Here is a 10,820-nt window from a genome sequence, read left to right on the forward strand (position 1 = left end):
GATCAAGGGCAGCGACAGGATACCTCCCATGACCATGCTTCGTGCGCAAACGCGTATCGCCCTGCCCGATCCCGCTGCCGTGCTGCGCCCGCTCTGCGAGCACATGCTCGAGCATGAGGCTGAGGTGAACGAAGCTGGCGGCGTGACGACGATCCGGTTCGGCGACAGCCGGGCGGAGCTGACCGCGGAGCCAGGCGCTCTGTCCGTCGTGATCGAGGCCCCTGACCTCGCCCAGCTGCAAGGCAACAAGTTCGCCATTGCGAGTCATGTCGTCGAGTTCGCGCCGACCGACCCCGCGCCGACGATCCTCTGGCGCGGTGACGGCACGGAGCCGATGCTGCCGCCGGATTTCCGTGTGCTGAGCGTGACCGGCGTCGAGCAATTGACGCCGCATATGCGCCGCATCCGCTTCCGCGGCGAGGACCTTGCCCGCTACGATTCGCTGGAGGCGCTGCATGTGCGCCTGTTCATCCCGCCGGCGGGCCTCGCCGAGCCGGTCTGGCCGATGATCGGCGTGGACGGGCTGCTGCAGGTGCCGCCCGAGGGGCAGCGGCCGGCCGTCCGCAAATATACGATCCGCGAGATCGACGCCGCCGCCGGCACGCTCGCCATCGATTTCGTGCTGCATGACGATGCCGGGCCGGGTTCGGCCTTCGCCGCGAGCGTGCGTGTCGGCGACCGCATCGGCATGGCCGGGCCGGGCGGGCGCGGGCTGAAACAAGCTGAGCGCTACATCTTCCTCGCCGACGAGACCGGCCTGCCGGCGCTCGCCCGCATGCTGGAGCATCTGCCGGCGGGCGCATCCGGCCTCGCGCTGATCGAGATCGCCGATGCGGCCGAGCGTCAGCCTCTCGCGGTGCCGGACGGCGTCAGCCTGCGCTGGCTCCATCGCGACGGTGCAGAACCGGGCTCGACGAGCCTGCTGACCGATTCGCTGGCGACGCTAGACTGGCCGGCGGGCGAAGGCAGCCTCTATCTCTGGGCTGCCTGCGAGCATGCCGCTTTCCGCCAGATCCGCGCCGCGGCGCGCCAATATCTGCGCTCCGAGATCGATGCGCACCTCGTCGTCAGCTACTGGCGTGCCGGCGTCTCGGAGGAGCAGCACGCGGCGGAGAAGCGCAAGGCTGCCTAGGTCAGGTTCCGAAGCGGGTGGCCGCGAAGGGCGCGGGATCGCAGAACGGCGCCTGCCCCCTCATCATCTCGGCCAAGAGCCGCCCGGTGGCAGGGCCGAGCGTGAAGCCGTGATGGGCATGGCCGAAGGCGAGCCAGAGGCCGCGATGCCGGGGCGCCGGCCCGATGATCGGCAGCATGTCGGGCAGGCAGGGCCGCGCACCGCGCCAGGGTTCGGCATCGAGACGCTGGCCCAGCGGCATGATCCGGCGGGCCACGTGCTCGGCCTGGTCGAGCTGCCAGGAATCGGAGGGCGCGTCGCGCGCGGCCAGCTCGATGCCGGTGGTCAGGCGGATGCCGCGCGCCATCGGGGTCAGCACGAAGCCGGCCTGCACATCGCAGAGCGGGTGCTGCGGACAGGTCTCCCCAGCACTGGCGTAATGCATGTGATAGCCGCGCTTGAAGCCGAGCGGAAAGCGATAGCCGAGCCGTTCGCAGAGATCGTTGGACCACGGGCCCAGTGCGACGACGGCTTCGGGCGCGCGCCAGTCCTCGCCGTCGGCCGACAAGCTCCAACCCGCGCCGTCCTGCTGCAGGCCGGTCGCATCGGCGCGTCGCAACTCGCCGCCGCGCGCGGTGAAGAGGGCGGCATAGGCGCGCGTCACCGCGCCGGGATCGCTGACGGTCTCAGGATCGCGCCAATGTACGGCGCCGGCGACGATGCCCGGTAGCAGGCCCGGCTCGCGTGCCCGCAGCGCGGCCTCGTCGAGGACATCATAGGCAAGGCGATAGGGCGCGAGCTCTTCTGCCGCCTTCACCGCCTTCTGCAGGCCGGGGTGGCTGCGGTAGAGCTCCATCCAGCCTTCGCTGCGGATCAGCGCCTCGGTTCCGGCGGCCTTTGTCCAGTGGCGATGCTCGTCGATGCAGCGTTCGATCAGCGGCAGGATGGCCTGCCCCAGCCGGTCGAGCCGAGCGGGCGCCGAGTTCCACCAATAGCGCGCCAGCCAGGGCGCCATCCGCAGCAGCGTCGCAGGTCGGTAGCGCACTGCGATCGAGCGGTTCGAGGCGAAGGCGGCGAGCGTCGCGAGACCTCGCGGGAAGCCATACGGAATGACCGAGGAGCGCTCGATCAGCCCGGCATTACCATGGCTGGTCTCGGCGCCGGGCTCGCCGCGGTCGACCAGCAGGACGCGGCGGCCGCGCTCCTGCAGATGCAGGGCGATGCTGACGCCGACGATGCCGGCGCCGAGCACGATCACATCCGCCTGTCGTCCTGCCGTCGTCATCGTCTGGCCGAGCCCGTCTCCAAAGGCCCGAAACGAGCACGCCGGCACCGAGCCTCAATTCGGCGTGCTTTGCAAGACGATGGCTGCTCACGCCAGGTGCTTCAGGATCAGCGCCGCCTGGCTCGCAGCGGTGTCGGGATGGGCGGATTCGATAGTCGCGCCGGTCAGGGTGTGCAGCGGCTCCTATGACGAGATCAGGCTGAAGCCGGGCGACAGCCTCTATTTCGACAGCCGGCTGACCCATCTCTGCTACACGACCGGCGATATCGACGCGATCCTGCTCTGGGTCTGGTGCGAGACGGCCTGATTTCAGACCAGTTCAGCCGAGCTGACGACATGCGTCCCGGGCTTTGCCGCGATGGCGGCCTCGATCATGGCGGCGGCGATGCGCCTGGCCGGATTGATGCGCCAGGCGCGCGGCAGCAGCGGGCCGAGGATGCCGAGCAGGACGAGCGCGGCGCGTTCGGCCGGGCGGCTTTCCTGCCGCTCGCCGCCGATCAGGCCCGGCCTGACAAAGGTGAGCGAGGCGAAGTCGAGGCCGGCGAGGTCACGCTCCAGCTCGCCCTTCACCCGGTTGTAAAAGATGCGCGACGCCGGGTCCGCCCCGAGCGCCGAGTTCAGGACGAAGACCGGTGTGCCGTGCCGGCCGGCAAGCTTGGCGACGGCGAGCTGATAATCGTGGTCGACCCGCCGGAAGGCCTCCTGCGAGCCGGCTTTGCCGATGGTCGTGCCGAGCGCCGAGATTGCCGCATCGGCCGCCCACCAGGTCGCATCCTCGGGCAGGGCCTCGAAATCGACGGTCGGCGCCAGAAGCTTCGCATGGGCGGGCAGGGCGCGGCGCACGGGCGCGATCACCGCATCGATGCGCGGATCGGCGAGCGCCTGCGTCAGAACATGGCCGCCGACCAGTCCCGTCGCACCCGCGAGCAGCAGTTTCATCGCGGTCGGCCTCCACCATCACTGCGAGCCAGATGTCGCAGATGGGACGTGGCCGGTCGAGCCTCCAGCATCTCAGGCGACGGCGGTCGCCTGAGGTTGCAGCTCCTCTACCGATGGAATTCGGCCTTCGTACCACCATGCGGCCGCTGCGCGCGACATCGCCGCGCCGTCATGGCCGATGCCGGGCACGGTGATCAGCGACCAGTTGCAGGGCAGGCCGCGCCTGGCCGCCTCTGCCTTGGCGAAGTCGAGCATGAAATGGGCGCGGGCATAGCGCATGGGTCCCTGCGCCAACGCTTCGGGTTGAGCCGGCAGGTGCGGATCATCCGTGACGATGTCCTGGTCGCCGGCGAAGATCACCATCGGCCAGGCGAGCCAGCGCGCGAGTTCCGCTTCGCCGAGGCCGAGCCCGCCGAGCCCTTCCGGGAAGCGCCTTTCCAGTGTCGGCAGTGTGTACCAACCGGAATTGGCGGGGAAAGCGACCTCGTAAGGCGTCTCGCTCTGCGTCGCCAGCAGGCGGTGGACGAACTGGCCGCCGGCCGAATGGCCGAACAGCTTGACCTTGTCGCGCCTGGTGACGCCGGCCTGGCGCAGTGCTGCCAGCACGCGAGCTGGCACCGCGTAGAGCCAGTCGTCAGACGCGGCGATGGTGCCGTCCTCACCGACGACGAGGCCGTTGTTGTAGCCCTCGGCCTTGGGGAAGTGCTCATTGCCGAAGGTCGGCGCGACGATCAGCAGCTTGTGCTTCTCGGCGGCTTCGATCCAGAAATCGCGGTAGTCGTCGCCATTGCGCAGCATGCCATGCTGGACGAACACCACCTCGTCTTCGGAGCGGTGCCGCGCTGGCCGGTAGAAGTTGATCTCGAGCGGCCGCTCCGGGTGGCGCGCGTCGATGAAGGGCAGGGTGCTGCGGCCCTGCGGCGGATCGAGAGTAAGCGTCGTGCTCATGCGGCCTTCGCAGTCGTGTGCAGGTGGCAGGCGGCGCTGCGGCCGGGCGCGATCTCCGTGAGGTCCGGGCGGACCTCACGGCAGACCGCCATGGCGTGCTCGCAGCGCGGGTGGAACGGGCAGCCGGGGGGCGGGGCCAGCGGCGAGGGCAGTTCGCCCTTGAGCGGCTGGAAGCTGCTCTTGCGCCGTGCTGCCGATGGGATCGCCTTGATCAGGGCGGTGCTATAGGGGTGCGCCGGCTCGGCGAAGATCGCGGTCGCGCTGCCAATCTCGACGATGCGGCCGAGATACATGATCGCGACGCGGTCGCTGATGTGGCGGACGAGTCCGAGATCATGGCTGACGAAGAGATAGGTCAGCCCGTGCCGCTCGCGCACATCCATGAACAGATTGATCACCTGCGCCTGGATCGAGACGTCGAGCGCCGAGACCGGTTCGTCGCAGACCAGGAAATCTGGCTTCACCGCGAGCGCCCGGGCGATGCCGATGCGCTGGCGCTGGCCGCCGGAGAACTGATGCGGGTAGCGCTCGCGATAGGCGAGATCGAGCCCGACCTCAGAGAGCGCCCGGTCGACCGCGCCATCGAGCTCCGCCTTCGGCACCAGCTTGTGCACCGAGAGCGCCTCGCCGACGATGCGGCTGACCCGCATGCGCGGATCGAGCGAAGCGTAGGGGTCCTGGAAGATCATCTGCACCTTCAGCAGATAATCGAGCCGATCCTTGCCTTTCAGCGCCGCGGCGGAGCGCCCCTTGTAGAAGACCTCGCCCTCGGTCGGCGGCAGGATGCCGGTGGCGATGCGCGCCAGGGTCGACTTGCCGCAACCGGATTCGCCGACGAGGCCGAGCACCTCGCCCTTGCGGACGCTGAGATCGACGCCGTCGACCGCCTTCAGGGTCGAAGGCGGTGCGTGCCGGCCGATCGCGGTCAGGATGCGCTCGGCGATATTGGCCTTGCCGCGGAAATATTTGCGGACACCGCGCAGCTCGAACAGGGTCTCGCTCATGCCGCCACCCGATCCGGCACGGGGTTGTGGCAGCGCAGGGTGCGGCCGTCATGGGGCTGCGGCTGCGGATCGCTGTCGGCACAGATCGGCAAAGCCCGCTCGCAGCGTGGCCGGAACGGGCAGCCGGAGGGGCGCGAGTCGATCCGCGGCGCCATGCCGTCGATCTGGTGCAGGCGCTCGCCGACTTCGACCATCGTCGCCGAGGAGTTGAGCAGGCCGAGCGTATAGGGATGGCGCGGCCGGTCGAGCACGGTCTCGATCTCGCCGATCTCGACGATGCGGCCGGCATACATCACCGCCACCCGGTCGGCGAGCTCGGCGACCACGGCGAGGTCGTGGGTAATCCAGATCACCGCGGCCCCAGTCTCGCGCGAGAGTTTTTGGACCTCGTAGAGGATCTGCGCCTGGATGGTGACGTCGAGCGCGGTGGTCGGCTCGTCGGCGATGATCAGGTCGGGATCGTTGAGAAGCGCAGTCGCGATCGCGACGCGCTGGCGCATGCCGCCGGAGAATTCGTGCGGGTACTGCTTGAGGCGCGTTTCCGGAGAGGAGATACCGACCCGCGCCAGCGCCTTGGCGGCCTTGGCAAGCGCCTCCTGCCGGCTGCAGGCGCGATGCTCGAGGATCGCCTCGCTCATCTGCTCGCCGATGCTGAGCACCGGGTTCAGCGTCATCAGCGGATCCTGGAAGATCATCGCGATCCGGTCGCCGCGCAGTTGCCGCAGCCGCTCCTGCGAGACGGCGCGCAGATCGTCGCCGTCGAACAGCACTTCGCCGGCGACGACCTCGCCCGGCGGGTCGATCAATTGCACCAGCGAGAAGCCGGTGACCGACTTGCCGGAGCCGGATTCACCGACGAGGCCGAGCACCTCGCCCTTGGCGACGCTGAAATCGACGCCGTCGACCGCCGGCCAGGCGCCGTCCTGGGCGTGGAACACGGTCTTGAGGCCGCGCACGGAAAGGAGAGGGGCTTGGCTCATGCGCGCACGTTGAAGCTGCGGCGCAGGCGATCGCCGACGAGGTTGAGCGACATGATCAGGAGCACGAGCGCGATGCCGGGGAAGACGGCGATCCAGTATTCGCCGGAGAGCAGGAATTCGAAGCCGTTGGCGATCAGCAGGCCGAGCGAGGGCTGCGTTACCGGCACGCCGACGCCGAGGAAGGAGAGCGTCGCCTCCAGCGTGATCGCCGAGGCGATGCTGATGCTGGCAACGACGAGCACGGCGCCGACCGAGTTCGGCAGGAGATGGGCCAGCATGATGTGGCGGGTCGGCAGGCCGAAATTCACGGCCGCCTCGATATATTCCTTGCGCCGCTCGACCAGCGCTGCCGCGCGCATCAGGCGGGCATATTGCGCCCATTGCACCAGCACGATGGCGAGGATGACCTTGTCGACGCCGCGCCCGATCGAGGCGAGCAGCACCAGCGCGACCAGGATCGAGGGGAAACCGAGCATGAAGTCGACGACGCGCATGATGATCGCGTCGACCACGCCGCCGAACTGCGCCGCGGCGAGCCCGGCGAGGATGCCGATCGAGAGCGCGCCGATGGTCGAGGCGAGGCCGACGAGCAGGCTGGTGCGCAGGCCGTAGAGGATGGCGCTCAGCATGTCTCGCCCCTGCGCGTCGCTGCCGAGCCAGTAGGTGAAGCCGCTCATGCCCTGCTCGCCCGGCGCCAGCCGGTTGTCCATGACGCTGAGCGAGCCGAGATCATGCGGGTTCTGCGGTGTGATGAACGGAGCCAGCAGAGCGAGCGCCACCATGATCCCCAGCAGGATCGCGGCGCCGCGCGTGGTCGGGCGGTTGCGCAGATGGCGCAGCACCTTCTCGCGCAAGGGCGTGTCGGCCTTGATGGGGCCGGCGAGGCGGGGAGCGTCCAGGCTCATGCCTGCTCTCCGGCGAGCTTCACCCGCGGATCGAGCGCGGCATAGAGCACGTCGACCAGGAAGTTGACGGTGACGAAGAGCAGCGTCGCCAGCAGGACGTAGGCGACGACCACCGGCCGGTCGAGCTGGTAGACCGAGTCGATCAGCAGCTTGCCCATGCCCGGCCAGGCGAAGACGGTCTCGGTGATCGTGGAGAAGGCGACGAGGCTGCCGAACTCGACGCCGACGACGGTGACGACCGGGATCAGGATATTGCGCAGGATGTGCCGGTTGACGATGCGCCTGGGCCGAACGCCCTTGGCGCGGGCGTATTTCACATAATCCAGCGTCATCGTCTCGGTGGTACCGGCCGCGACGAGCCGGATGATCAGAGCAAGATTCGGGATCGCCAGGTTGAGCGCGGGCAAGGCGATGTGCTGCAACCCGTCCAAGGTCAAAAGGCTGGTCTGGATGCCGAGGAGCGAGACCGTCTCGCCGCGCCCTGCCGTCGGCAGCCAGCCGAGCCAGACGGCGAAGAGCAGGATCAGCATCATGCCCTTCCAGAAGCTCGGCAGCGAGAAGCCGAGCACGGTGCTGGCCATGACGATGCGGGCGCTCCGGCTGTCGGGGTTGAGGCCCGCCATCAGCCCGAGCGGGATGCCGGCAGCGAGCGCCAGCGCCATCGCCAGCAGCACCAGTTCGAAGGTCGCCGGCAGTCGCTGCAGGATCAATTGCAGCGCCGGGACGCCATGCACGAAGGAACGGCCGAGATCGCCCTTCAGGGCGTTGGCCATGAAGGTCAGGTATTGCTGCCAGACCGGCAAATCGAGCCCCAGCCGGCGGATCAGTGCCTCGCGCTCGGCTGCACTGGCCGAGGGCGAGACCAGGAGCTCGATCGGGTCTCCGATGCCATAGACGGCAAGGAAGACCACGATCGAGACCGCGAGCAGTACGAGCACGCTCTGGATCAGCCGCTGCAGGACGAAGGCGGTCATGCGCCGAACCTCGGTGGGGTGTTCGCCGGCTTACTTCGCCGGCTTCACCGACATGGCGAGCATGTACTGGTCGGCGCGGCCGGCGACCGCGAGCTCCGACTTGAAGGCCCAGATGCCGCTTTCGAAGTGGAGTGGGATGAAGGCGCCGTCGTCGAGCACGAGCTTCATCGCCTGCTGCAGCAGCTCGGCGCGCTTCTTGTCGTCGAGCTCGGAGACCGCGGCGCGGATCACCTTGTCGAACTCGTCGTTCTTGTAGCCGCCATAGTTCGAGCCGCCGAGAGTCTTGGCCTCGTTCGGGGTCGGCGGCCACTGGCGCAGGAAGGAGGCGGCCTCGCCGGTCGCCGAGCCCCAGCCGCCGATCGCGACGCTGAATTCCTTCTTGGCGCGGCGCGGGAAGTAGATCGCGCGCGTCATCGCGTCGACCTCGGCCTTGATGCCGATCTGGGTCAGATACTGCGCGACCGCCTGGGTGATCTGGCTGTCGTTGATGTAGCGGTCATTGGTCGAGGACAGCGTCAGCTGGAAGCCGTTGGGGTAGCCGGCCTCCGCCAGCAGCTTCTTCGCCGCGGCCGGGTCATAGGCGAGCTTGGGCGGGTTCGGCAGCGTGCCGAACATGCCGGTCGGCAGGTACTGGTAGGCCGGCTCGGCAGCGCCGTCCATGATGCGCTTGACGATCGCCTCGCGGTCGATGGCGAGCGACATCGCCTTGCGCACGCGCGCATCCTTCAGCGGATTCTTGCCGTCGGGCGCCTTGACGAAGGGGCTCTCGTCGCGGGCGACGTCGAGTTGGAAATAGACGATGCGGGTCGAGGGCGTGATGACCGAGCCGAAGCGCTTGTCGCTCTTGATCCGGGCAAGGTCGCGCGCCGCCGGGTTCTCGATCACGTCGTAGTCGCCGGCGAGCAGGCCGGCGAGGCGCGGGCCGGCATTGGTCACCGGCAGGAAGCGCACGGTGGCCCAGGGCTGCTGGCCGCCCCAGTAGTCGGGATTGCGCTCGAGCTCGATCGCCGAGCCCCGCACATAGGACTTCAGCTTGTATGGCCCGGTGCCGATCGCCATCGTGCCGTCGTTGAAGTTGTTGACTGCCGGCCAGGGGCTGGTGACGCCGCAGTTATTGGCGACGTCGTATTTGATCTCGCCATGCTGGACGATCGAAGCCGAGAGGATGGGCAGGCTGGAGAGCAGGTTGGGCAGCAGCGGCTCCGGCACCTTGGTCTCGATCACCAGCGTGCTGGCATCGGGTGTTTCGACCTTGGCGAAGTTGCTGGTGACGTCGGCGAAGGAATCGGAGACCTTGGTCTCGTTCTTCAGCGTGCGGCAGAAGGTGAAAACGACATCCTGCGCGCCGAAGGGCTGGCCGTTGGTGAACTTGACGCCCTGGCGCAGCTTGAAGGTCCAGCGGTTCTTGCCGTCGTTCTCCCAGGAGGTGGCGAGACCCGGCTTCAGCGCCTGCATCTCGTCCTGCAGGACGAGGTTGTCGAAGATGTGCGCTGCGAGCGCGTTGTTGGGGGTCAGCTCGTGATAATGCGGGTCGACGGCGGTCGGCTCGGAGGCGAGCGCAATGCGCAGGGTCTGCGCCATCGCGGGCGCGCTCAGCATGCTGGCGCCGAGCAGGATGGTGATGAGCGCGCGCTGACGCATCGGTCGGTCTCCGTTCCCGTAGCTGGTCGTTTTGACAGCTTTATTTTCACGCGGTAGCAAACATGAAAATGATCCGACGTCAATCAGCAGGAGAGCCATGTCACGCGCCCTGAAGCCGACGACGGACCTGGCCAACCGCATCGCCCGAATCTACCCCTCGCTGAGCGAGGGCCATCGCAAGGCGGCCGATTTCGTGCTGCAGAGCCCGCTCGACTCGGCGACAGTGACGATCGAGGGGTTGGCCGAGAAGAGCGGCACCTCGACCGCGACCGTGACCCGCTTCGTCCGGGCGCTGGGCTACCGTAACTACAGCGATTTTCGTGCCGCGCTGTCGACGGCGCTCAAGGTCGCGCTCGCCCCAGTCGAAGGGTTGGCGGATGCCCGCGCTGCCGCCGGCTCGGTCTTCGCCACCATGGCGACGACGCTGAAGGGCGAGGCCGCCAATCTCGACGAGGCGATCGCGACGCTGGAGGAGGCGACGGTCAATCGCACCATCGCCCTGATGCTGAAGGCGCGCCGCATCTTCATCGTCGGCTCGGGCGCCAGTCACTATGTCGGCGCCTTCCTGGAGGATGGGCTCGCGCTCTATCTTGACGCCGAGGTCGTCTTCGCCTCCTCGCGCGGCGGGCCCGAGCGCGCCGTCCGCCACATGCTCTCGGCCGGGTCGCAGGACGTCGTCATCGCGATCTCGCTGCCGCGCTATTCGCGTGCCACGCTGGAGCTCGCCAAATTCGCCAAGAAGCGCGGCGCCGTCCTGATTGCGCTGACCGACAGCCCGTCATCGCCATTGGTGCCGCTGGCCGACATGACTTTCTTCGCCCCGGCGCGCAACAGCTTCCTGCCGAACTCGCCGACCGCGGCCTTCGCCGTGGCCGATGCCTTGATCACCACGCTGGCGCGCGAGCGGCCCGACGCGGTCGAGGCGCTGAAGGGCTTGAGCGAGAGCCTGCTCTGGACCTTCCATTACTAGGCGGTGCGGCCGGCCGACGGCGCTGCCCCACACAACCGGTCCGAGCAACAATCCCGTATACGC

The 10,820-nt window shown here is 68.2% G+C and carries 11 protein-coding genes; 3 read left to right on the top strand and 8 right to left on the bottom strand.

From position 1 onward, the window contains the following. Positions 1-28: 28 nt before the first annotated feature. Positions 29-1,132 (top strand): DUF2218 domain-containing protein, encoded by a 1,104-nt coding sequence (locus tag AC3WLC_RS00775; protein ID WP_493682044.1) that lies wholly within the window; start codon positions 29-31, stop codon positions 1,130-1,132. 1 nt (position 1,133) lies between these two features. Here the strand turns inward: AC3WLC_RS00775 and AC3WLC_RS00780 are convergent, their stop codons facing one another. Next, positions 1,134-2,396, bottom strand: coding sequence for an NAD(P)/FAD-dependent oxidoreductase (locus AC3WLC_RS00780; RefSeq protein ID WP_493682045.1), 1,263 nt, complete (start codon positions 2,394-2,396; stop codon positions 1,134-1,136). A gap of 130 nt (positions 2,397-2,526) precedes the next feature. Between AC3WLC_RS00780 and AC3WLC_RS00785 the strand changes: the two genes are divergently transcribed. Further along, the gene (locus AC3WLC_RS00785) at positions 2,527-2,703 is read left to right on the top strand and encodes a cupin domain-containing protein (protein ID WP_493682046.1); all 177 of its coding nucleotides are present in this window, start codon (positions 2,527-2,529) and stop codon (positions 2,701-2,703) included. 2 nt (positions 2,704-2,705) lie between these two features. Here the strand turns inward: AC3WLC_RS00785 and AC3WLC_RS00790 are convergent, their stop codons facing one another. The 7 genes from AC3WLC_RS00790 to AC3WLC_RS00820 all read right to left on the bottom strand — a co-directional run bounded on the left by AC3WLC_RS00790 (position 2,706) and on the right by AC3WLC_RS00820 (position 9,787). Further along, positions 2,706-3,335: a Rossmann-fold NAD(P)-binding domain-containing protein gene (locus tag AC3WLC_RS00790; protein WP_493682047.1), complete on the bottom strand. Its 630-nt coding sequence runs from the start codon at positions 3,333-3,335 to the stop codon at positions 2,706-2,708. 72 nt (positions 3,336-3,407) lie between these two features. Further along, the gene (locus AC3WLC_RS00795) at positions 3,408-4,283 is read right to left on the bottom strand and encodes an alpha/beta hydrolase family protein (RefSeq protein ID WP_493682048.1); all 876 of its coding nucleotides are present in this window, start codon (positions 4,281-4,283) and stop codon (positions 3,408-3,410) included. Beyond that, positions 4,280-5,287, bottom strand: a complete 1,008-nt coding sequence (locus tag AC3WLC_RS00800; protein WP_493682049.1) for an ABC transporter ATP-binding protein — start codon at positions 5,285-5,287, stop codon at positions 4,280-4,282. The genes AC3WLC_RS00795 and AC3WLC_RS00800 overlap by 4 nt, the downstream gene beginning before the upstream one ends. Next, the gene (locus AC3WLC_RS00805) at positions 5,284-6,267 is read right to left on the bottom strand and encodes an ABC transporter ATP-binding protein (RefSeq protein ID WP_493682050.1); all 984 of its coding nucleotides are present in this window, start codon (positions 6,265-6,267) and stop codon (positions 5,284-5,286) included. Before AC3WLC_RS00805 ends, AC3WLC_RS00800 begins: the two co-directional genes overlap by 4 nt. Next, the gene (locus AC3WLC_RS00810; protein ID WP_493682051.1) at positions 6,264-7,172 is read right to left on the bottom strand and encodes an ABC transporter permease; all 909 of its coding nucleotides are present in this window, start codon (positions 7,170-7,172) and stop codon (positions 6,264-6,266) included. Before AC3WLC_RS00810 ends, AC3WLC_RS00805 begins: the two co-directional genes overlap by 4 nt. Then, positions 7,169-8,146 (bottom strand): ABC transporter permease, encoded by a 978-nt coding sequence (locus tag AC3WLC_RS00815; RefSeq protein ID WP_493682052.1) that lies wholly within the window; start codon positions 8,144-8,146, stop codon positions 7,169-7,171. Before AC3WLC_RS00815 ends, AC3WLC_RS00810 begins: the two co-directional genes overlap by 4 nt. A 30-nt stretch (positions 8,147-8,176) precedes the next feature. Beyond that, the gene (locus AC3WLC_RS00820) at positions 8,177-9,787 is read right to left on the bottom strand and encodes an ABC transporter substrate-binding protein (protein ID WP_493682053.1); all 1,611 of its coding nucleotides are present in this window, start codon (positions 9,785-9,787) and stop codon (positions 8,177-8,179) included. Positions 9,788-9,884: 97 nt separating this feature from the next. Here AC3WLC_RS00820 and AC3WLC_RS00825 point away from each other — a divergent pair, with 97 nt between their 5' ends. Then, positions 9,885-10,757: a MurR/RpiR family transcriptional regulator gene (locus AC3WLC_RS00825; protein WP_493682054.1), complete on the top strand. Its 873-nt coding sequence runs from the start codon at positions 9,885-9,887 to the stop codon at positions 10,755-10,757. Positions 10,758-10,820: the final 63 nt, after the last annotated feature.

The organism is Allobosea sp. GW821-FHT03A12, from assembly GCF_058986765.1.

What these genes read in the sequence shown, in the direction of transcription:
- AC3WLC_RS00775 (WP_493682044.1), top strand. Translation starts at nt 29, where the DNA reads ATGACCATGCTTCGTGCGCAAACGCGTATCGCCCTGCCCGATCCCGCT.
- AC3WLC_RS00780 (WP_493682045.1), bottom strand. Translation starts at nt 2,396, where the DNA reads ATGACGACGGCAGGACGACAGGCGGATGTGATCGTGCTCGGCGCCGGC.
- AC3WLC_RS00790 (WP_493682047.1), bottom strand. Translation starts at nt 3,335, where the DNA reads ATGAAACTGCTGCTCGCGGGTGCGACGGGACTGGTCGGCGGCCATGTT.
- AC3WLC_RS00795 (WP_493682048.1), bottom strand. Translation starts at nt 4,283, where the DNA reads ATGAGCACGACGCTTACTCTCGATCCGCCGCAGGGCCGCAGCACCCTG.
- AC3WLC_RS00800 (WP_493682049.1), bottom strand. Translation starts at nt 5,287, where the DNA reads ATGAGCGAGACCCTGTTCGAGCTGCGCGGTGTCCGCAAATATTTCCGC.
- AC3WLC_RS00805 (WP_493682050.1), bottom strand. Translation starts at nt 6,267, where the DNA reads ATGAGCCAAGCCCCTCTCCTTTCCGTGCGCGGCCTCAAGACCGTGTTC.
- AC3WLC_RS00810 (WP_493682051.1), bottom strand. Translation starts at nt 7,172, where the DNA reads ATGAGCCTGGACGCTCCCCGCCTCGCCGGCCCCATCAAGGCCGACACG.
- AC3WLC_RS00815 (WP_493682052.1), bottom strand. Translation starts at nt 8,146, where the DNA reads ATGACCGCCTTCGTCCTGCAGCGGCTGATCCAGAGCGTGCTCGTACTG.
- AC3WLC_RS00820 (WP_493682053.1), bottom strand. Translation starts at nt 9,787, where the DNA reads ATGCGTCAGCGCGCGCTCATCACCATCCTGCTCGGCGCCAGCATGCTG.
- AC3WLC_RS00825 (WP_493682054.1), top strand. Translation starts at nt 9,885, where the DNA reads ATGTCACGCGCCCTGAAGCCGACGACGGACCTGGCCAACCGCATCGCC.